Source organism: Microcoleus sp. S28C3 (genome assembly GCF_036700785.1).
In the GTDB taxonomy this organism is placed as follows: Bacteria; Cyanobacteriota; Cyanobacteriia; order Cyanobacteriales; family Microcoleaceae; genus Microcoleus; species Microcoleus asticus.
On the sequence record NZ_JAUBPO010000087.1, the window covers coordinates 1 to 21,750 of the forward strand.

At 45.7% G+C, this 21,750-nt stretch carries 19 protein-coding genes; 13 read left to right on the forward strand and 6 right to left on the reverse strand.

Annotated features, from left to right (window positions below; translation table 11 throughout):
* The first annotated feature begins 119 nt into the window (after nt 1-119).
* Complete coding sequence (locus tag QUA13_RS23140) at nt 120-461, forward strand: hypothetical protein (protein ID WP_333202270.1); 342 nt, start codon at nt 120-122, stop codon at nt 459-461.
* A gap of 76 nt (nt 462-537) precedes the next feature.
* On the opposite strand, the gene QUA13_RS23145 is transcribed toward QUA13_RS23140, so the two are convergent.
* Entirely contained in the window at nt 538-1,221 is a 684-nt protein-coding gene (locus QUA13_RS23145) for a DUF1345 domain-containing protein (protein WP_333202272.1), read from the reverse strand.
* Nucleotides 1,222-1,414: 193 nt separating this feature from the next.
* On the opposite strand from QUA13_RS23145, the gene QUA13_RS23150 reads away from it, so the two are divergent.
* From QUA13_RS23150 to QUA13_RS23160, 3 genes are all read left to right on the forward strand, one after another.
* Complete coding sequence (locus QUA13_RS23150) at nt 1,415-1,669, forward strand: hypothetical protein (protein WP_172192057.1); 255 nt, start codon at nt 1,415-1,417, stop codon at nt 1,667-1,669.
* Nucleotides 1,670-1,751: 82 nt separating this feature from the next.
* Nucleotides 1,752-2,819 (forward strand): Hpt domain-containing protein, encoded by a 1,068-nt coding sequence (locus QUA13_RS23155; RefSeq protein ID WP_333202274.1) that lies wholly within the window; start codon nt 1,752-1,754, stop codon nt 2,817-2,819.
* A gap of 228 nt (nt 2,820-3,047) precedes the next feature.
* A complete protein-coding gene (locus tag QUA13_RS23160; protein WP_172192055.1) occupies nt 3,048-3,512 on the forward strand; it encodes a transcriptional repressor in 465 nt (154 codons plus the stop codon).
* A 77-nt stretch (nt 3,513-3,589) separates the two neighbouring features.
* Here the strand turns inward: QUA13_RS23160 and QUA13_RS23165 are convergent, their stop codons facing one another.
* The gene (locus tag QUA13_RS23165) at nt 3,590-3,742 is read right to left on the reverse strand and encodes a hypothetical protein (protein ID WP_333202276.1); all 153 of its coding nucleotides are present in this window, start codon (nt 3,740-3,742) and stop codon (nt 3,590-3,592) included.
* Between the two features lie 485 nt (nt 3,743-4,227).
* Here QUA13_RS23165 and QUA13_RS23170 point away from each other — a divergent pair, with 485 nt between their 5' ends.
* From QUA13_RS23170 to QUA13_RS23185, 4 genes are all read left to right on the forward strand, one after another.
* Nucleotides 4,228-6,441 (forward strand): hypothetical protein, encoded by a 2,214-nt coding sequence (locus QUA13_RS23170; RefSeq protein WP_333202278.1) that lies wholly within the window; start codon nt 4,228-4,230, stop codon nt 6,439-6,441.
* A 47-nt stretch (nt 6,442-6,488) separates the two neighbouring features.
* Nucleotides 6,489-8,474: a DUF3685 domain-containing protein gene (locus QUA13_RS23175; RefSeq protein ID WP_333202280.1), complete on the forward strand. Its 1,986-nt coding sequence runs from the start codon at nt 6,489-6,491 to the stop codon at nt 8,472-8,474.
* Nucleotides 8,475-8,687: 213 nt separating this feature from the next.
* Nucleotides 8,688-9,173 carry a CRR6 family NdhI maturation factor gene (locus tag QUA13_RS23180; RefSeq protein WP_333202282.1) on the forward strand — a complete coding sequence of 162 codons (486 nt, stop codon included), beginning with the start codon at nt 8,688-8,690 and terminating at the stop codon, nt 9,171-9,173.
* A 305-nt stretch (nt 9,174-9,478) separates the two neighbouring features.
* A complete protein-coding gene (locus QUA13_RS23185; RefSeq protein WP_333202285.1) occupies nt 9,479-11,011 on the forward strand; it encodes an NAD(P)/FAD-dependent oxidoreductase in 1,533 nt (510 codons plus the stop codon).
* Nucleotides 11,012-11,122: 111 nt separating this feature from the next.
* Here the strand turns inward: QUA13_RS23185 and QUA13_RS23190 are convergent, their stop codons facing one another.
* A complete protein-coding gene (locus QUA13_RS23190; RefSeq protein WP_333202287.1) occupies nt 11,123-11,323 on the reverse strand; it encodes a hypothetical protein in 201 nt (66 codons plus the stop codon).
* Nucleotides 11,324-11,337: 14 nt separating this feature from the next.
* Between QUA13_RS23190 and QUA13_RS23195 the strand changes: the two genes are divergently transcribed.
* The gene (locus tag QUA13_RS23195) at nt 11,338-12,552 is read left to right on the forward strand and encodes an FAD-dependent oxidoreductase (RefSeq protein WP_333202289.1); all 1,215 of its coding nucleotides are present in this window, start codon (nt 11,338-11,340) and stop codon (nt 12,550-12,552) included.
* Between the two features lie 146 nt (nt 12,553-12,698).
* Here the strand turns inward: QUA13_RS23195 and QUA13_RS23200 are convergent, their stop codons facing one another.
* Nucleotides 12,699-13,571 (reverse strand): pentapeptide repeat-containing protein, encoded by an 873-nt coding sequence (locus QUA13_RS23200; RefSeq protein ID WP_333189844.1) that lies wholly within the window; start codon nt 13,569-13,571, stop codon nt 12,699-12,701.
* A gap of 1,156 nt (nt 13,572-14,727) precedes the next feature.
* On the opposite strand from QUA13_RS23200, the gene QUA13_RS23205 reads away from it, so the two are divergent.
* A complete protein-coding gene (locus QUA13_RS23205; protein ID WP_333202291.1) occupies nt 14,728-14,991 on the forward strand; it encodes a helix-turn-helix transcriptional regulator in 264 nt (87 codons plus the stop codon).
* A 461-nt stretch (nt 14,992-15,452) separates the two neighbouring features.
* On the opposite strand, the gene QUA13_RS23210 is transcribed toward QUA13_RS23205, so the two are convergent.
* Nucleotides 15,453-15,776 carry a hypothetical protein gene (locus QUA13_RS23210; RefSeq protein ID WP_333202293.1) on the reverse strand — a complete coding sequence of 108 codons (324 nt, stop codon included), beginning with the start codon at nt 15,774-15,776 and terminating at the stop codon, nt 15,453-15,455.
* A 428-nt stretch (nt 15,777-16,204) separates the two neighbouring features.
* Here QUA13_RS23210 and QUA13_RS23215 point away from each other — a divergent pair, with 428 nt between their 5' ends.
* Complete coding sequence (locus QUA13_RS23215; RefSeq protein ID WP_333189850.1) at nt 16,205-16,756, forward strand: heme NO-binding domain-containing protein; 552 nt, start codon at nt 16,205-16,207, stop codon at nt 16,754-16,756.
* Nucleotides 16,757-16,770: 14 nt separating this feature from the next.
* Complete coding sequence (locus QUA13_RS23220; RefSeq protein WP_333202295.1) at nt 16,771-18,162, forward strand: ATP-binding protein; 1,392 nt, start codon at nt 16,771-16,773, stop codon at nt 18,160-18,162.
* Nucleotides 18,163-18,314: 152 nt separating this feature from the next.
* Here QUA13_RS23220 and surE read toward each other — a convergent pair whose 3' ends face one another.
* A complete protein-coding gene (surE, locus tag QUA13_RS23225; RefSeq protein ID WP_333202306.1) occupies nt 18,315-18,992 on the reverse strand; it encodes a 5'/3'-nucleotidase SurE in 678 nt (225 codons plus the stop codon).
* A gap of 578 nt (nt 18,993-19,570) precedes the next feature.
* Between surE and QUA13_RS23230 the strand changes: the two genes are divergently transcribed.
* Nucleotides 19,571-21,682: a carotenoid oxygenase family protein gene (locus tag QUA13_RS23230; RefSeq protein WP_333202296.1), complete on the forward strand. Its 2,112-nt coding sequence runs from the start codon at nt 19,571-19,573 to the stop codon at nt 21,680-21,682.
* Nucleotides 21,683-21,750 lie beyond the last annotated feature (68 nt).

Here is a 21,750-nt window from a genome sequence, read left to right on the forward strand (position 1 = left end):
GAATATTTGCCCAAATGGAATTATCGAGCCGTACCTCAACCTGAGTAATTCATTAAGTTATTTATTTTTCATTCCTTGATGGATTAGTCGCAAATGAACTGACGAAAGTTTCAGAACGATTGGATGAATTAGCGAAGCATCCTAGTCTCAACGTCTTTCCGCTTTCAGAGCCAATGCTGGAGCGCCAAATATCTATCGGTGCAATGGATGATCTCTCCCTTAAACCCTATGACTTAGCTGTTTTGGCGGCTGTGATAGTTAAATCTGAAGAATTACAGCAAGAGGGGCATCCCTGGGTTGGTTTCTGTGAGCTAGACTCCGATCTTCAACCGTGGGACAAATCCGGTTCCCGGAAACGTGTTCTTAGCAATTTATACGATGATGTCCGAATATTCGTGTACCCTAACTTCCTACTAGAAGATGTAAGTGAGCTTCCCGATGGTTGGACTACTTCAATTTAGCAATTACCACCTAACTATTATTAGGATGAAAGTTTCCGCATCATACTCTAAATCATACCGTGGCTACTGAATCATCTCAACTCAATCCAGCAATAATATTGACACTCATAGCCAGAATAGCAGTGTTAAAAAAAAACGACAGCACGCTGTGAAAAAGCACTAGATACCTCGTAGAACGAGAAGTGATCTGCACGTCTGCAACTTGGCAAGTCATGCCAATACCAAAGGAGAAATATAAAAAATCTTTGTAATCTGGTTCCTCGTCGCCCGGAAAATCCAAACCCCCCGCCTGTAAGTAACTGCCGTGCTGCTTGCTGCGGTTTTTGTAGTAGCTGCGGGCATAGTGCATGGTGAAGATAGTGTGTACCTGCATCCAAGACCCAACAATTGTGAGGACAGAAAGCCCCAAGTGCAAAAATAGCAAATTCGGCGACAGGCCTTTGGTATCGCGCAGCAAAAAGAAGATAGCTAACAAGCTAGCAAAAGCGGCTGCCACGATCGTACTTAAGATTGTTAAGCGGCCGGCATCCAACTGCTGAGCGTGGTGGCGCATCATTTCGGGAGTGCCTTGCAGCATCAGCATCCAAGTCAAAATCAGAAAACTGACCGCGCCCGCGTTCCAAATGCACAGCGTCCGAGTCAGGGGGAGATAGTCAGGTGGCAGCAACGCAGCAACTGCCATAGCAAACAGAACAGACACAAACAGGCGGTGCCGGACGCTCCAGACCCAGTGCATTTTAGATTGGGAAACATTTTTCACAGTAATCTAGTGTAATTTACGCACAGTCAGGGTTAGAAAATCTCAACTACTGCCATCTTCGCAGGAACTCCCAAAAAATAGGTATGAATTGGTAACACGCAGCACAGCCAGGCTTTTTCATGCCTTTCGATAGATCGATCGACCTCAACGTTCTAGGTACAGTGGGAGAAAAGATAAATTGTGGCTTGAAATTATGGCATCATCTCAACCCCTCAAAGGCATTGAATTGATCGACTGCGCCAAAGCTAACGCCCAACAAGGAATCGCCACAGCCGCTGAGCTTTGCGGCTACGGAGGCGACCTCAACACCTTCGAGCGGGAACTGAAACAGGCTTGCCAAAATATCGGCGTCGAAGTCAAGGAATTGAGCGATTTGATTACGGATCAGCAGATGATGAAAGAAGGAATGGGCATTGAAATCGCTCCAGATACTCCCTCAGAACTCTAAACTCAATCTCCACCGCACCAGTTTTAGAGCTAAGACTGCCCCGACACCAATATTTTGAGTCTGCTAGCTGAGGCAGGCTAGAATGTTTTGCATGGGAGCTTCCGACTTTAGCCAGGAGTCGCGTTTTCTCCCGCGAACAGGGTGCTTTCTGGAGGGTGCTGAGATTGTTAGGAGGACTGTCGTGTCAGATCAGCAAGACCGAATTATGCGTTTGTTTATAGAGGAGGCTAAGGAGCACCTCGATACTCTAGAAAATGGTTTAGTGGATTTGAAGTCCACGATGAAAGACCCCGAAAGCGTCCAAGAGATGTTTCGAGCCGCCCATTCCGTGAAAGGAGGGGCGGCCATGCTGGGTTTAGATAGTATTAAAACAACCGCTCACCGCTTGGAAGATTGTTTTAAGGTGCTCAAAGACGGGCCCGTCAAGCAGGTTGACCAAACGGCAGAATCCCTATTTTTAAAGGGAGTTGATACGCTTAAGGACTTGCTGGGGCGACTGGAGGGGCCTTTCGGCTTGAGGAATGAAGAGGGAGAAAAACTCGTGCAGCAGGTGATGCCTGTTTTTGCTCAACTCGAAACTCACCTCAATAAATTGGCGTCGGGCAAAGTGCAGGCGGTTGCTGCTGGGTCTGGTGCGCCCGCCTCTCGAACAGCGGGCGCTGTGCCTGCAAATTTTGCTGTTGAAGTGATGACTTTACTTAAAGAAATGTTGCAGGTGTTCAAGCAGAAAGAATCGGTTGCTAGTCGCTCCGAGTTGACGGCTGTTTGCGTTCGCCTCTATAAGTTGGGAGGTAAAATTGAGACTTGGCAAAATTTAGTGAAAACAGCTAGAGCGGCGATCGTTAATCCCAAAAACTCTTATAAAGTCTTAGCTCCGCTGATTATCAAAGAACTCAAAGAAGCTGGGGATTTGGTGCAAGGGGGGAAAGTCAAGGCGATCGCTCCGAGTAAAAATTTGCTACTTTTGGCAGCAAGCCCAAAACCAGCAGAGCCAATCGCCTCAACAGCCCCAGCACCAGCGTCAAAGCAAGTAGCACTTCCCGCCGAACCGAAGGCGGTAGTCAAGCTTTTGCTCAAAACCTTCAACAAAAAGCAACTCTCGGAAATCGCCAAGTTACTCGTTAACGCCCTCAGAGCACCCTCAAACTAGGACTTGTTGCAGTAGAAGATAGAGTCAAAGCAATATTTTTGAGGCGGATAATTTTCTGGTGGGTGCTGGCAGCATGAGTTGAGCAGCAACTCGAAAAAATTCACTCAGTCGAAATTTTTGCCCTCTACCTTCTACTGTTGGGTAACCCTGCGTTAGAATTAGTAAATATGTGGGCGTGCAATATTGTACCTGAATTAAAAATCGAGCAGGCTTTATAAGGCGGTAGCTGTGAAACCAATTCGTTCATTAGAAGATGCTTTAAATCGCTGTCAGGCGATGGGAATGCGCTTGAGCCGCCAGCGTCGATTTATTCTAGAACTTTTGTGGGAGGCAAAAGAACACCTCTCGGCTCGCGAAATTTACGATCGCCTCAACCAACAAGCGCATTCGATCGGGCATACTTCGGTTTATCAAAATCTAGAAGCTTTGTCGAGAGAAGGGATTATTGAGTGCATAGAACGCTCGGAGGGGCGCTTGTACGGCAATGTCAGCGATTCTCACTCTCATGTCAACTGTCTGGATACGACTCAGATTCTCGACGTTCATGTGGAACTGCCGATCGAATTGATCGAACAAATCCAGCAGCAAACAGGTGTCAAAATAGTAGACTACCGGATAGATTTCTACGGTTATCGAACGGCAGAGTCCGCAGCGCAAGCATCGAGTGTCAGCGATACGCCAAAGGCTTCGTAACCGATAAAGTCGCTGCTGTTGGAAGCAAAACCGATCTTTTGGCTCGACGTGTCGGTCGTATAAAATGATTTAAGTATTTAGCTGCGATCGATCGGTTTTTTTGCCGTCTCCCGCCGGAATTTGGCACAGTAGAGAAGAGTGAAACTCGATCGCCAAACTTGGCGATCGGGAATAAATACGACTAAACAAAAAAAATCAGTTCTACCCGCTACACGTAAGAGTTTAGACAAAATTGGGCTTTTGTACCCCCTTGATTTTTAGTCCGCTTGGAGTGGACGAAAGTTTGTTTTGTGTAGTTCCCGTTTCAAGCGCTGAGTCTTAATAAAAGGAATTTATGACCAAAATTTATGATTAGACCTTACTTAAACCCCTTCAAATTTATCTGCGGAGTAAAATCTAAAATCTAAAATCTAAAATCTAAAATTGATCGACTGACGGGGGCTTTATACTGTTTTTTTTGCTAAACGGCCGCGGGATCTGTGAATAACTGTTTGATAACTGGTATGATTTACGTGCTTCGAGAACCGAAAATGCTCAGAAGCAACCAGTGGGGCCAGACACGAACCTCACTATAAAACGCCGTAGAGGGAAAGATTGCCAGTACCTTGAAGGAAGTTCTCGATCTCCTTAACAGGAGTCAGAAGCCGACATCACAATCTATGATTTGATGTGGGAGTGTCACATTCTAGTGCGCATTACAGGACAGGCTGAAGTAATGGCGAGACGACAATCTGACCAATTCCACACACCACCGCAATACAACCCATCCCCCAAACCGACGGCACAGTTCAGTGCACAGGCGACAGGCGATGCGAGTTCCTCAGTAACGGCGCAGCCGACCGAGGGAAAAAGAACTTTTTGGCAGTGGCAACTTATCTGGCTGAGTCTCCTGGTGGGATTTGGAGTAACGGGGGCCGCTGCATTTCTGTGGTTGCTGACGATGCCGCCGCCGCCCAATTGCCAGCAACTGTCGCCACTGGCGGCGGATGGAGAGCGACTTTACTGCGCTCAGCAAGCAGCTAAGTCGGGCAAGCTAGAACAGCTAGAATCGGCAATGGCGCTGGTGCAGGCTTGGCCGAAAGAACATCCGCTATACTCGCAGGGTCAACATTTGATAGGAGAATGGTCGAAAGCCATTCTGGGATTTGCCAGGGCAAAAATTGAGCTGGGCGATTTGAAAGGCGCTCTGGAGATTGTGGCGAAAATTCCGAAAACCAGTCCGTCTTACCCAGAGGTACAGGAGGCTGTGACTGCTTGGGAAAAAAATTGGCAGGAGGGCCAAAAACTCTACGATACAGCCCTAGCAGCTTTGAAAAGTGAGGATTTAAGGAAGGCTTGGGATTATGCTCAAGCTCTGTTTAAGCTGGAAAATGTTTTCTGGAGTCAGAAACGGTACAACGAGCTGATCCAGCAGATTTCTTTGGAAAGAAACGGCTGGCAGCGCTTGCAAGAGGCTAGAGATTTGGCGCAGGACGGAACTCCGCAAAAGTTCGCTGAGGCGATCGTCCTGGCTCGTAAAATAGACTCGCAGCTTTTTGCCCGCGCTAAAGCTGAGAAGGAAATTGAGGGCTGGAGCCGGACTTTGCTGGCAATGGCTACTAAGCGGTTGGGGGCGAAAGACCTGCCGGGGGCGATCGAGGCTGCTTCAGTTGTGCCGCAGGATTCCCCGCTGTTTGCGGAAGCTCAAGATTTGATGCAGTTGGGTAGGGCTCAGGCAGTGACGTGGAACCAGTCGATATCAACTCCGCTGCCGCAACACGTTTTTAGCTTGCTGGAAGGGCAGGGGGCTGCTAGCCAAATTGCTCCGGGTCGCCCTCTGTACAAGCAAGCTCAAGTTCAAATTGAAAATTTGCAGGTGCAATTTCAAGATTTGCTGCGGCTGCAAGTGGCGAGTACGATCGCTAGTGTCGGTCAGATAGGGACGTTTAGACTCGCGATAGAGCAAGCGCAAACCATCGGACTCAAGCAGCCGCGGCGGGTTCACGCTCAAACTTTGGTGGCTACTTGGCGCCGGGAAATTCAGCGGATCGAAGACCAATCTTTTCTGACCCTGGCGAAGCAGTTGGCAGAACCGCAAACGGTTGAAGGACTCAAGGGCGGGATCGCTCAGGTAGTTCTGATCGCTCAAAACCGCCCCCGCAGAATAGAAGCGCAAACTCTTTTGGCTCAGTGGACCAAACGCATAGAAGTTATTCAAGATCAGCCTTTTTTGGATGAAGCAATCGCCCTGGCGAAGCAAGGAAAACTTAGCGCTGCTATTGAAAAAGCTTCGGCAATTAAGAGCGGTAGGACTTTGTACGCCAAAGCTCAGGATAATGTCTATCAGTGGGTGAGCGAACTGCAAGTTGCTCAAGACCGACCGATTCTGGATCGAGCTTCGGAATTGGCGTCTCAAGGCAGTCTAGGAGCGGCGATCGATACGGCTTCCCAAATCGGTTACGGTAGGGCGCTGTATTCAGAGGCTGCAGGTGCGATCGGGCGCTGGAGTGCTGAACTTAGAGCCAACAGTGCACCGCCGCCGGAACCCGCTCGCGATTCGCCGGCTCCGCAACAGGAGTACGCGCCGGCTCCGCAACAGGAGGAGTACGCGCCGGCTCCCCGACAAGAGGAGTACGCGCCTCCTGCCGAGCAGGCTCCGGCTCCCGAGCCTTACTATCCGCCCGCGAGCCAAGAGGCCCCGGCTCCCGAGCCGGAACCTTACAATCCGCCCGCAAGGGAACCGGAACCTTACTATCCGCCTGCTAGAGAGCCGGAACCAGAACCTTACTATCCGCCCGCGAGGGAGCCGGAACCTTACTATCCGCCCGCGAGAGAAGAGGCCCCGGCTCCGGCTCCGGAACCTGCTCCTCCGGCTCCGGCACCGGAACCCGCGCCGCCCTCGATTCCTGAATCGGCTGGGCCTCCTGATGGTAATTTGATCCCCGAGTAATTGGGTTTTGGCGCGATCGAACTCTAAAATCTCAAATGTAAAATCGAGTGAGTAATTTCCAACTGCTGTCGATCGATGGCGACCCCATTTTCCGGCTGGGGCTGCGAGTTGCTTGCGAGCAGTATCCAGACTTGGAAGTTGTCGCAGAGGTTTCAACCGAAACCGAGGCTTTGGGGATTCTAGAAGCTCGCTCGATAGACTCTGCAACAGCCAAGAAGCCTGCTGATTTGGTCATTTTGGCTGTTGAGACTTTAAATTGGCGATCGGGTCAAACAGAGGCGCTGGAATTTTGTCGCGAACTCAAAAGTTTGTACCCCAACCTGCCACTGTTGCTGCTAGGCGGGCCGCTGACACCGGAGCAGTTGGCGGATCTACAAGCTGCCGGTGCGAATGGCTATTGTCCTAAAGGTAGAGATATTTCCCTGACAATGGAAGCTATTCGCGCGGTGGCATCCGGTCGCACTTATTGGGCGACGGATGCGGGCACTAACCCGGAAATAGAACTAAATGCAGCGGGGGTTCAAACAGTAGAAAACTCCCCAGAAATTGCAGATAAAAATGCAGATGAGCCGACAGTTGATACGCCAGTACACAAAAAAATGCTGGCTTATTTTTGTCTGTCTGGACTGCGGGAAATAGATGCAGCTTTGGCGGTTGTAAAAGCTGATTTGCAAGAGGTTAGAGCCGCAGATCCGACTGATTTGCCCTCTATTTTAGATGGGGTTGTACTCAGCGGGCGCCGCAGGGAATTGCTGGCCGCTCGTTGGATTGTCAGTCAGTTATTATTTGAAGGAAAAGGGGAGAAGGCAGAGGGAAAGAGGAAGTTCGGCAAGGGATTTAACGGAGGTCGCTTAAGGGAAGAGGTTGGAGGAAAGAATGAAGAGGAAGACGGGAGAAGGAAGACCGGAGAAGCAAGAAGGGAGAATTTGTTAAATAATTCTCAATTGCAATTAGCGAATTCCCAAGTTTCGGCTGAATCTTTGACCGTGGCAACTAATTGGCAAAATAGCTTGTTTGACTCGGTGGTGGCTAAATTGCAGTTTGAGTTGGTGAATGTGACTGGCTTGCCTTTGGAAATCGATATTTTGCGATCGACCAAAAAGCGCGAATTGATGAGTTCCATCCTGCGAAAGTTACAGGATTTGCTGGAGGAATTGCGCTTTTCGCAAGTGCAGCAAACTCAATTGTCGCAAAAAATGCCTGCTATTTTACGGGATTTGTGGGAGGCGACAATTATAGATTTTTTTGGCAGATACTATACACTGCAAACGGGAGAAACTGGGGTTTTTGATGGCAGTCAAACCAGATTGAAACTGGCAGAAACTCAAGGGGGAAACGCTGCTGATATCTTGGCAGGCAGAGGCGTAGAAGTTGTGCCGGTGCTGCTGGCTGATGCTGATGTAGTTGGATCTGAAATCCTTGACAGAATACCGATGACAGTTGATTTGTTTGCACATTTGCTATTTGAAATTCCTCTAAAAGTTGACAATGCTTCTTGTGTTGCTGGCAGCCCGGAAGCGATGCAGCGAGCTGAAGCTTTGTTAGAAAATTTGGCAATTCAAGTTGCTAGCGGAGTGGTACAGCCTCTGCTAAATAATTTGGCGAATATTGAGGAAATCAAGCAAATCTTTTACGATGGTAACTTGATTTCGACACGAGATATTGAGCGGTTTCGCAATAATTTGTCGTGGAGATATCGCTGGGATAGCTATTTTGTGGAACCGAAAGCTATTTTTGAGAGCCGGTTTTGGCTGTTTGTTTTGGGCGATTCTGGAATTAAGAGAATTTCTATTTATGCTCCCAGAAATTCAGAGTTAGCACAGCTTTCGGGCTGGCAGTTAGCATTGACTTTGCTGCTGGAAACCAGGGATGCGATCGCACCTAGAGTTCGCGCGGTTATCTCGCTGTTGGGTGCTGGCGTTGTTTACGTTTTGACTCAGGTTATAGGGCGGGGAATTGGTTTGATCGGGCGGGGAATTATCCAGGGGATTGGTAATTCTTTGCAAGATAGCAAGTTTGGGAAAAATGGGTGAGGCTTCGGCAACGATTAGTAGAAACGATTGCATAAATCTTTGAGCCAAGGCGGAAACCTGAGATTAAGCAGGATTAACGCCGATGCTTTCCAAAATATTTTGCGAATGTATGCAAGAGTTCGAGTGTAGGGAAGTTAACTGATTTGATATAATTTGTGATTGGTGATTAGTGCTATTATAAGATAAAACTTAGTGCTATAAGGTTGACTTTTTATGAGTATTATGATAGCGATAGATGCCGATCGCATAAACAGTTTAGATTTATCTCCGGTGCGGACTGCGATCGAAAAGTGGCTGGCAGAAGGAGCGATCGCCCAAAACGAACAACAGCTACAATTTGAAATTGAGTATCCGCGCGAAGAGTTAGATCCGCGAGAAATTTCGGAAATTCCCGAAGTGCGGCTGTGGTTTATTCGCTTAGATGCTTGTTATCCTTGGCTGCCATTTTTGCTGGATTGGAAAGGGGGAGAATTGGCGCGCTATGCCGCGATGTTGGTGCCGCACCAGTTTCACCGAACCCAAGGTATTCAGTACAATCCTGAAGCTTTGGAAATGTTTTTGATGAACAAAATTTTTGTGTTGACTGATTGGTTGAATCAGCAGGGAATCCCCAGTAAATCGAAGTTGATGGCGATGTCGCAGATGTTTGGTTATGATTTGGAGGATGCTTTTTTTGATGTGATTGTGCCGCACAAATAAGCGATCGCGCCTCTAATTAAAATCGTCCTAATTAGGTAGGGTACTCTATGCCTTAAGAGCTACCAACAAAGGTATAAACCCGGTTTCTTCCTTTGTGTGGCGGGCTTTCCAGTCCGCCTCCGCAGCTATAAATTCTATCCGCAACAGCTTGATTAAGCTTAACAGCAACCGTACTCAGACTTTAATACAATCCTTAAACCAGCGCGCCTCAAAAAATTGTTGCTGGACTTCAGAATTTTCTCAGAATTGATAGTTAGTTTAAATAGACAACGATCGCCCCATTCAATCGATCGAGGAAATTTCCCATGACAACAGATTACCTCATCGTCGGCAGTGGTTTATCAGCACTGGTTTTCGGAGCTTTGATGGCAAACTCCGGCAAAACCGTACACATCCTCGAAGCTCACGAACATCCGGGAGGTTTTGGTCACACCTTTACGATGGCCAACAAATACACGTTTAATGCCCAATTCCACTACGTTTGGGACTGCGGCGAAGGACATACAGTCAATCGAGTTCTCAAAAAACTCGGTCTCGATCGAGATGTCACCTTTGAACGGTACGATCCGAATGGCTACGACCACATGAGAATGCCTGGGTATGCGCTGGATATTCCCTCGGAACCAGAGGAACTGATCCGCAGATTGTCGGCGCTGTTTCCCGAAGCGGGCGAGAGAATTCGCCAATTCGTCAACGAAGTCGAGAAAACCGGCGAGGGACTCAGAAAACTCGCTCCTCCCGTCAAACCAATTGAATTGCTCAAAAATTTCGGTGACGTATTCTGTGCTGTCCAACACCTCAACAGCACGCTTCAAGACGTTTTCGACAAGTTCCAACTCCCGCAAGCCGCCCAAACCCTATTAGCCCTGCAATGGCCGGACTTTTTGCTGCCGCCAAATCAGCTTTCTTTCTATGCTTGGATTGCCTTGTTTAGAGGCTATCAAGAAGGTGCATTTTACCCGACGCAGCATTTTGAAGATGTCATCAATTCTTTAGTTAAAGTCATTGAATCCAACGGGGGGAAAGTTCTGCTCAACCATGAAGTCACGAATTTTAGGGTGACAAACAGAACAGTAACGGGAGTTGAAGCGATGGATTTGACCACGCATCAAACCCATGAATTCACGGGCGACACGGTGATTTGCAATCTTGACCCTAAAAGAGCGGCCAAGATGATTGGAGAGGAACAGTTCTCTAAAAAAGTGCGGCGCAAACTCAACTATGAGTATTCTGCATCTAACTACATGGTGTATTGCGTTGTCAAAGATATCGATCTCCGAGACTATGGATTTGGCAAGTGGAATACTTTTCATTCCGAACATCTGGATCTGAATGAAGCTTTTGCTCAAATGTACGAGCAAAATGATTTTTCTCGTCCGAGCTTTGCAATTACAACGCCAACTTTACTAACGGAAGCGCGGCGGGATTGTCCAGAAGATTGTCAAATTGTCGAATTTCTGACTGTTGCTAATTACAGCTATTTTAAACAGCTTTGGGAGAGCGATCGCAAAGCTTACAGACAGAAGAAACAAGAGATTCTGGACTCGATTTTAGATGTTGTTGAAAAAGACTATGTTCCGAATTTCCGCAAACACATGGTCTTTCATATTACCGGAAGTCCGACGACTAACGAGCGCTTCTGTTGGTGTCCTAACGGCAATTCCTACGGTTCCAGCCTGACGCCGCGCAACATGGGGGTCGATCGGCTAAATCATGAAACATCCCTCAACAATTTCTATTTTTGCAACGCCTCCTCGGGCTATCCAGGCTTTGCGCCGACATTTTGGACGGGGGCGCTGCTTTATCAACGTTTATCCGGCGATGCGATTTTAGGCTAAGGAAAATTGGCCATTGGTTATTTTCCTGTTTATCTCGTTTCTTGGCAAAGCCAAGGAATGAATTTCACTCTTGCCCTGCTTCCTCTTAAAAATCTCTCGTTTCTGCTCTCGTTATCTCGTTCCTTGGCTCTCTCTGCCAAGGAATGAATTTCTGGAGGCTCTGCCTCCTCTTAAAAATGACGAGGCACAGCAAGACTGAAATGCGTTTCCAGGTAGAACCTGGAGACAAGAATTTCTTCCTTCTTCCTTCTTCCTTCTTCCTTCTTCCTTCTTCCTTCTTCCTTCTTCCTTCTTCCTTCTTCCTTCTATCAATCTAGGAGTGAACTATGAGAATTGCAATTGTTGGGGGCGGAGCCAGCGGTATGGCAGCAGCCTACTGGCTCGATAAACAGGGGCATCACGTCACTGTGTTGGAAAGGCAGCCGATTTTAGGCGGACACATTCGGACGCTCAACAAAAATGTTGTGCCCAATCAATCACAGTGCAATGAAATATTAGAAAATGGGGTGCTGGAATTTCCCACTGTGTTTTACAATTTCGTGGCTTTTATGCAGGAGCTAGGTGTTGAATTAGAACCCGTGCAGATTGGTTCCGCGCTGTTTCTTAAAGATGGCGACCACTTTTTGTCTAAGGTCTCGATCCGGAAAAATTTTACCGGAATCCAACGCCTGATCGAGTATTTGCGGCTCGATAGTATCTACGCTCGTTCGGCTGCATTTATTTTAAAAATGCGGTTGGCTAAACAGCACGATTTCTACGATGTGCCGCTTTCTCAGAGTTTGAAAAACTCCAACATCCGCAATTATTGGCTGAAGTTGCTGACGATGTACAGCTACTCGATACCGTTTGAATCGCTCGACAATTTTCCGTCGGAATTAGCGCTGCCTGTTCTGCGCGAATATGCCTCGGTCAACTGGGTGAGGATTAAAGGCGGGGTGTATTCTTACATTGAAAAGATTCTGGATCGGTTTAAGGGCGATATACGACTGAATGTGGAGATTGCCCAGACTTTCAGAAGTGCTGATGCTGTACAAATTGTGCTTTCTAATGGGGAGAGTCAGGAATTTGATAAGGTGGTTTTTGCGATGCCACCAGACCAAGTGATGAGGCTGTTGTCCGATCCGACGGATGCGGAAACGAAGCGGTTTTCGGCGTGGAAAGGCAATTATGCAACGACTGTGCTGCATTCGGATACATCAATGTACGATCGCTACGGTATCCGCAATTTATCAGAATTTGATTTTTTCGAGACGGACAAAGGATGGGGATATAATGCGAGCTTGAATCAGCTTTGTGGCATCTCCTCGCCACGAGAGTACAGCTTAGCGTTTCAACTGGAGGAGTCGATCGCCAAAAAGGACATTATTCACATTCAGAAACATCACACGCCGCTGTACACTGTCGAGTCTTTTCGATATCGAGATGAAGTTATCGAGACTAATGGCGAGAACAACACTTATCATGCGGGAGCTTATTTGGGGAATGGTTTGCACGAAGGAGCTATTACCTCTGCTTTGCGAGTCGCGAAATTAATTGGGTGATCTCAATTGTGATGCTACAAACTCTCGCAAATATGGGTAAATTTGTTGCCGGTGCAGCACTCTCACAAAAGTAATGATATCTGCATCAAAAGTTAAACCAATGCCAGAGCCGCCGACTCGGATGCGAGATTGATTTTTGCCGCTGACTAAGCTGGGACACCACCCCCCGCAGGTAAGTAGGCATCATGGCTCACAGATGCGGGCATTGTCGATCCGCCTAACTGAGTACCCTCAAAGTTGGCTCCCATGAATGTGGCCCCGCTCAAATCGGCTTCGCTCAAGTCTGCATAGCACAGCCTAGCCCAATCGAGGTTTGCCTGCACCAAAGAAACTCCCACCAGATTTGCCCTGGTTAAATCTGCTCCCATCAACTTGACGCCCCGCAACTGAGCCCCGCTGAGATTGGCAGCTAACAAGTTCGCGCCTTCCAAGCTTACCCCGTTCAGTTTGGCTTCGCTCAGGTTGACGCCATTGAGATCCGTCCTGCTCAGGTCGATGCCGTTGATGTAAGCTTTCCTGAGATAGATGCCTGTTAGTTGAGCGCCAAAAAGCCTTGCACCGCTAAGTTTTGCCCCTCCGCAGTTTGCCCAGTTGAGGTTTGCTCCCGTGAGATTCGCGCCCCGCAGGTTGATGAATTGCATATCGGCTGTACACAAATTGGCGTTCCAGAGGATGGCACTCCGCAGGTTGCTACCTATGAGTTGGGCGCCACTCAACTTTGTCCTGGGCAGTTTCGCTTTGACGAGGAAAGCTCCGCTGAGATTGGCTTTCGTTAGCTCTGCGTCCGCTAGTCTGACTTGGCCCATTTTGGCAAAACTCAGATTTGCTCTGTAAAGGTTTGCGTCGTTGAGTTCTGCTTTGGTCAGATGCGCCCGACTCAGGTTAGCTCCCGACAGGTTAGCCCTCGAAAGATTTATCCCGACCAAGATGGCTCCGCTGAGGTTTGCTCCGCTGAGGTTTGCGCCAGCAAAGTCTCTGTTTCCATTTTCGTACTCTTTGAGCAGCTCGGTTACTTCCATAGTTGTCAGATTCCTAATAGGGGAAATTTATCTATAAATACTCATTTTTTATAAGTATTTTATATCACACGGAACGGATGCGATCGCACTTTAAAGAAAGCTGAAAATTAACTTTATATTTTTAAGTATACTTTGTTCTTTTTCAATAGTCCAGAAAGTTTTTATGCCGTAGTCTGAAACGCTTGATTTTCCGTTGAAAGCTTTTGTGCCTCGGCAAGTGTTGCTTGCTTTTATACGATCGCCCTGAAACCCTTATTCTAAGGTTGGCACTCAAAAGCTATCAGAAGTCTTGCATTAACAACTCTATATATTCATGGGTAACTTTTGTATAATTACCTTTTTCACTTCTGTCGTGCAGTGATTATATATGCTCGAAGTATCCATCTAAACACCAATATGCTTATGTGTTATGGCTACCACCTAAAAAATTACTAATTTCTTGACAAACTTTGCCATTATTTATAATAAATTAATCTCCTTGTTGTTAACTGTGGCGAACAGCTTTTTTGAACTAAGACTACTGCAAATTTGTTCGTTGTGTTCGCGCCAGGTGTGGCGAAGGCTGGCATAGTCGTAGCTCCATATTTTATCTACTGTCATTTTTTATTAAAATTAGATATGGAACAGCTTAATAAGCGAGAATTATTCTCTGTTGTGTCGCTGCTATTCTAGGAGTCGATCGGGGTTAAAAGTAATTTTCAGACATTGTACTTCTGAGGGATTTATCGATCGACCTAACGGTAGAGGCTATTCGCTCAAAACCTAGGGGATAATATACAGCAGATTGTACAAAACTAACAGCGAGTAATATCTGTATACGATCGCCCCCTCTACTGGCAGTTAGGCAGATGTGTCAATCTATGTTATGCTGAGTCAAAATTGAGGAACGATCATGTCCAAAGAAAGAAAAAGTAACAAAGAAGTCAAAAAGCCAAAGAAACAACCTGATGGTGTTGCTAAGCCCAAGGATGACAAAAAAAATTATGGTAGCACCGATGGCCGCAAGTAGAGATAGCTGCCACTCTCGGAATTGCGATTAATTTTGTGCAATTGTCATTACTATCGATTATTAACAGATTTAAATATCCTATTTTGGGATTATCCGAAAACAGGTTTATTATATCTAGGGGAGATGCAGTGCTAAACCCAAAGTATAATGAAATCTGTTTTTAGCCATGAATATGAAACCTTCCGTTGCTGTATGATTGCCGCTCGTAAAGAAGCGCAACTAACTCAGGAGTCTGTTGCTAAATCTCTTAAAAAGCCCCAGTCTTTCGTAGCCAAATATGAAAACGGTGAACGACGGTTAGATGTAATTGAGTTTCTGTTAGTTGCTCGTGTAATTGGTGTAGATCCTTGCGACATTATCAGGAAAGTTGCACAAGGAATGTCTGAATCATCTGGTGAGGGCGAGATATGAACACGCAAGATGTAATCAGACTTGCATCTCAATATCTAGATAACTTATCGGGTCATACTTTCGACGTTTTAGATGTATCTAAACCTGTCACCGTAAATGCAGCGGTGAACCTCTCTAAAGTAATCTCAAAACTTTCACCGTTAGTGGGAAATTTAATCGAATTTAACACAGTTGAATTCTTGAATCAACAAAATGAGTTTGCTTAATTTGGCACGTGGCAGAGGCAAGATTCGGGGTTTCCAGATACTATTTTTGTGGGTATAGTTCAACCAACGCCAGGATTAGAGATTAAAGCCTGGTTCCCATTAGCAACCGAGATAACAGCACGTTTCAAGGATAGTCAGAATCACTTTAGGTTCGATCGGACTCACGTTGCTATGCTGGCTTGGCTACCTGATAAAATTATCTATAGCAAGCCTCGGATTCTTGATGTGTGGTCTCTGGTTTATCGGTAGCTGTAGCTAGAGATACTCACTATCACAATCCGCCGGATTATCTTGTTTTAGAGCCAGAAGATACAACTCAAAGAACAGCAAATTTACAACAGACGTGTCTCCTTCAAACCCAAGAATACCGTAAGCTCCATCTGAAACGATGACAGTAGGTTGCTCCCAATTGTCGTATTGCTGGAGACAATCGCCGAGATATAAAGTAACGTATTCGTCACTCCATGTAGAAAAATTAAAGTTGGTATTGAGATTAGCTTTTTTTCCACGACCAACAGTGCTAGTCGCCTTGCTTTTTAAGATGCTGGGAGAATTCGCTTCAGGGTTACATCGACTCATTTGTTGATTTACGTGGTTCTAAAAATTCAGTAACTAATACCTTATCCTATTTTGGGATATCTGGTTGGTAAGACCCGTACAGTGTCGAAGCCTGAGAGACGACAGCCTCAGTGTTTCAATCCCTAATAGGGATTTATTGTGATTGTGGCAAAAAAGAGGTAAGAGCTCGCTCAACCCAACAAATCCTCAAAAATAACTCTGGCGGATCTACCCAGCCTACAACAATTTTATATTTAAGTGGAAATATTTAACTTTACTAAATATTTAGGTAAAGACACAAAATGATGACTAACTATCTATCGCACAGAAAATTGTGATATGATACACGAAATTTCGATCGGTGTAAATTCTACAGTCAAGAAACTGACTTTATATCATTTGTTTTTATTTTATAACGATAAATTACCGTATAAGTGGAGGAATTTGAAATGTATGGTTTAATTAATCGTGCGATTCAAGAGATGGTATGCGAGCATTTTGATGAAGCTACTTGGGAAAAAATTAAGCAGAAAGCGCAAGTCCTAGACGAGCAATTTCTCATTTTAGAAGCTTATCCTGATGATTTGACTCATCGTCTAGTTAAATCTGCTAGTGAAGTGCTTGGCTTTTCTGGCGCACAAATTATGCAGGATTTTGGCGAATACTGGGTTAAATATACTGCTAGTGCGGGTTATCAAGAAATACTAGATATGGCTGGAGATACATTACCCGAATTTCTCGAAAATCTAGATGATTTACATACTCGGATTGGGGTGCAATTCCCTAAGTTGCGACCACCATCTTTTGAATCTACAGAAGTTGCCGAAGATGTGATAGAGCTGCATTATCGCTCTACACGGGAAGGTCTGGCACCAATGGTAGTCGGGTTAGTCAAAGGTTTGGGCGATCGCTTCCAGACAGAAGTTGATATCACACAAACTCAATCCCGTGAAGAAGGATTCGAGCATGACACCTTTCGTATTGAGTACAGATCAGAATAGACTGTAAGTGATTCATGACTAAGCCGCTCTATACACTGAATCCCCAGATGTTTTGCGATATATTTCCATTTCATATAGGATTTAATCAAAATCTGGAGATTGTCCAAGTTGGGGATGTATTGCAACGGACTCATCAAATACCATTATTAGGTGAACAGATAGATCGACATTTTCAAATTCATCAGCCAGCGATCGCATTTGACTTTTTGACGATTCAAAAAAAAATCAAATCATTATTTATTCTGGAATCCCAACATAACTCTCTACGATTAAAGGGGCAAATGGTCTATCTAAAAGACGATGACGTGATCCTCTTTATCTGCTCTGTGTGGATTCCCGACTCAAGCTTACTATTGAAATTAGCGGTTAAGTTGAAAGACTTTGCCATCCACGATCTGACTCCGGATTTTTTGTTTTTGCAACAAACTAGCCAAACAGCTCTTCGGGAAGTTCAAAGCCTTACAGAAGAATTAACTAAGCAGAAAAATGAGCTGCAAGCATCACTAGAGGTTCAGAAAGAACTGACCTATTTATCCCAAATTCAAGCACAACATTTAAAGCAAGCCTTGAGTGAACTTCAGGAAACGCAATCACACCTAATTCAAGCAGAGAAAATGTCAAGTTTAGGCCAGTTAGTTGCAGGGATTGCCCATGAAATTAATAATCCGGTCAACTTTATTCATGGTAACTTGAAATATCTGCAAGACTATGTACAAAATCTCATAAATTTCTTATACCTTTATCAGAAATACTATCCGCACCCACCATCTGAAATTGAAGCAGAAGCTGCCCTAATCGATCTCGTTTTTTTAGAAAACGATCTTCCTAAAATTCTTAACTCTATCAAAATTGGCAGTGAACGCATTCGCAAAATAGTTAATTCTCTCAGAAACTTTTCCCGCCACGATGAAGCGGAAATCAAACCTGTAGATATTCATTCGGGAATTGAGAGCACTTTGTTGATTTTGCAGCATCGGCTGAAATCTAATGGTGAAGCTCTAGAGATTCAAGTGATTAAACAATATGGTGAATTGCCTTTAGTCCAGTGCTACGCATCGGCAATTAATCAGGTATTTATGAATATAATTAGTAATAGCATAGATGCTTTGCGAGATGCACAGAAAGATTGTGCTGACTTGAACAAAGAACCCACCATTATTATTCGGACTTTAGTTAATGATTCTCAGAATTTGGTAGTGAGCATTGCTGATAATGGTCTGGGCATGGAACAGTCGGTAATCAATAAGATATTCGATCCATTTTTTACGACGAAGCCGGTGGGAAGTGGTACGGGTTTGGGATTGTCAATTAGTTATTCGATTGTGGTGGAAAAGCACGGGGGTAAGTTAACCTGTATTTCTGCACCGGGAGAAGGAGCAGAATTTACGATCGAGATTTCGCTCTAAATTCAAACCTGTAAGTTGAAACTCAAGCGGGCTGAAGCCGCTGAGATTCTTAAGAAATTGCTTCCTATGCTAAGTTTTGATCAGCCGATCCCTTCACGCTTTTTTGGGCAAACAATGCAAAAAATATAGTTTGATCCGATCGCCAAAATCGATCAAAGCGATATCTGTGTCACCGCAATATTACCCTCAAAACACACGTCAACATCAGTCCCCGCCGCCCGATCGCGCGAGCCATATTCTCCCGCATAATAAAAGTATTCTCCCTCCATCCGGTAAACCACCGGCAGCGGCTGCGTCGAAGGCTGGCAAAACACAATTTCCGGTTCCGCACTTCCCGGCGCTAAATGCGGCAAATTCACATTCCAAAAACACCCAGACTTTGGTTCCCGGTTGAGCAAATCCGCCAACACCCGCGATGTCCAACGAGTAGCGACATCCCAATCTATTTCGAGCGGCCTTTTAATCCGGTGAGAAATTGCGATTCCCGGAATACCGTGCATGGCTGCTTCCCGCACAGCCGCAACCGTACCCGAAATGTACACGTCAACCCCCAAATTGCCACCCGCGTTAATACCCGAAAGCACCAAATCCGGCTTCGCACAAACGTGATGAAGAGCGATGCGCACGCAATCGGCCGGTGTTCCCCCTACAGCATATTCAAAGGACGATCGCCGATCGACATGAATCGGACTGTGAGCCGTCACTTGATGCCCGCAGCCCGACAATTGCCCTTGGGGAGCCACCACAATCGTCTTGTCCTTTACTGCTTGCAAAAGTGCTTGAATGCCCGGAGCATCGATGCCGTCGTCGTTGGTTAAAATTATCGTCATTAAAAATGTGTCGGTTTTATAGAACCGATTTGAGAGCGCAGAGGCTGGCAACCTTCTGGTAGCTCTACCCCAAATTGGTTGTTGGTTGGTGGCGATCGTCAGTATGAGCATTGCCACACATTTATATCATGGCATTAATTGAACAATTGCCCCAGAAATGTGGCGCGCCACATTTTAGCCCAGTCACACATTGATATGACAGCTAAAGCGACTTGTTACGTTTGCCCCACTGCAGCATTCATGACATCAGTGTCGATGCAAACATTTAATCACATAATTTTTTCCTCGGCTCTCCCCGATGCTTGGTCTTAAAAGTAGCAGATTATATTAAGTATCTGAGACTGAACGTTGAAATCCTCGATCCTGCTAAATTATTAGCTTGCGTTATCACCATAAGTACGAGAGAGCCGATAATAAGTTAATGTCGATTCCAATTGCGCTTTGACGCAGGGGATGGGAGAATAGATATCAAATCTTTATCAAAGATAGTATCTAAGTTACAGTTCTCCTTTCCCATTCATAAATCAAATACTTATCTACACTGTTACCATTATTACATTTCTACTCAGGAGAGCCACATGAACGAACCCACTCAAAGCAATACCAAAGCAGTAACAGACGGCTGTGCCGTTCCACAGTCGATTATGACCGCCTATCAGGATGAACTGGATAACCTTGAACTGGAGATTGAAGGGAACTTACCAAATGACTTACAGGGTCACGTCTTTATTGTTGCTCCAGTCGGCACTGTTGAATCAGGAGGACTCCCATTTACAGACGGAGACTCATTGTTGAATGGCGATGGCATGATTTATAGGCTTGATTTTGATCGACCAGGCGAAGTGAGGGTGAAGACTCGCCTTGTTAAGCCACCAGATTACTATGCTGACAAAGCAACACAGCGTGGAGGCGAGTATGAAAAGTATAAATTCCTCAATCGCGGCATTGCTCGGTTGTCTATGTCTCTGGGTCTGCGTAATCAATTAAATACAGCTTTTCTACCCATGAAATTTGCTGCGGACTTCTGCGATCGCTTGCTAGTTACCTATGATGCAGGTCGTCCTTATGAAATTGATACAGACACCCTGGAAGTGGTAACACCAGTTGGATCGAATAAAGAGTGGCGAGGGGAACTCGATCAGCTCAAAATTCCCATAATAATTAATCCTAAGAAGTTTCCTTGCAAAAGTATTTTGAGTACGGCTCATCCTGCCTTTGATTATTCCGGTGAAGGTAAGATGTTTACAGTTAATTACGGCAGATCAGCGGCTAGTTTTATAGAAGGCATTCAGTGGGTTTATGAGATCGAAGAAATTCCCCAACTAATAGAGGAAATTATCGTAGCACTGACGGGGTTCTGTCAAACGGATTTCATGAAAGATATTTCCCGTGCTGTGTTCGGCTTCTCCCGAGACATAGTTGAAAACCTAATGAGCTCCATTGGAAGTATACTTGGGAAAGAATTGGAGGATTTTACCTATGTAGTTTGCTGGGATGGTGTTGGCGAACTGGAACGATGGAAGCTGGTACTGCCTGATGGCACGCCGGTTAAAATTGAACAAACTATTCATCAGATAGGAGTAACTAAAGATTATGTGGTACTGATGGACACCGCCTTCATTATGGGTCTGGAGCAGATAATCAACAACCCATTTCCCAAGAATAAAAAACTAGAGCAGCACTTGAGAAATTTACTAGAACGTCCGCCTCTGCCGGATTCTAATATTTATATCGTGCGCCGTGCCGATCTAAAAGCAGGCCAGCGTCCAGCTAGCAGTAATAAGGAAGTTGAAGTCGTCGCCCAGAAAGTGGTAATTCCTCTCGAAGCTGCCCATTTTTTGGTGGACTATGATAATCCCAATGGCAATATCACTCTCCACGTTGCCCACCTTTGTGGAATGCAAGTAGCTGAATGGCTTAGGAAGTATGATGTTTCAGCCTCCAAACCCCACAAACCCGTGCCAGATTACCTGCATGGTATGGAACACGATGAGACTGACATCGGACGAATGGGGCGCTACATAATTCATGGAGAGACTGGACAACTGATTGAGTCCCAAGTTATCTCCGACATCAACGCCACATGGGCTGTCGATCTCTATGCCTACTTAGATAGGCTCCCTACAGGTTTGACTCCAGGAAAGCTAGAAAATGTCTACTGGAGTTCGTTTGGACTGTGGGGAGATTTGATGACAAAATACATTGTCGATCTGTACGACGATTATAAGTACCGATTAATACCGCTCTCAGAAGTTATCCGCTTAGCCCAAAAGGGTAAACCTGCTTGCTTGTTCAGGCTGCACCCAAAGTCGATGGTGATTGCCGATCGCTATGAGTTCCCTTGCGGCTACATGACGCTATCACCCCAGTTCATACCCCGTGGTGATGGTGAAAGTTCTACAGACGGTTACATCGTCTGTGCTGTTTGTTTTGAAGACAAAAAATTGGGACCCACAAATCAAATTTGGATTTTCAATGGTAACAAACTGTCAGATGGCCCCCTGTGCAAATTGCATAATTCAAAACTCAAGTTTGGGTTTACGTTGCATACAGCATGGTTGCGACAGATTTCTAAGCGCCAAGCTAGTTACAAGATTCCAGTGCAACAGGATTACCAGGAGCTAGTAGATCAAAACGAGCCAGAGATTAGGAAGCTGTTTGAGAATGAGGTGTACCCCCATTTTCATTAAGAAACTCACCTGCCAAAAGCGCGATCGCGCTTTTGGCAGGTGGGCTTCTTGGTTCATAGACACTCTTT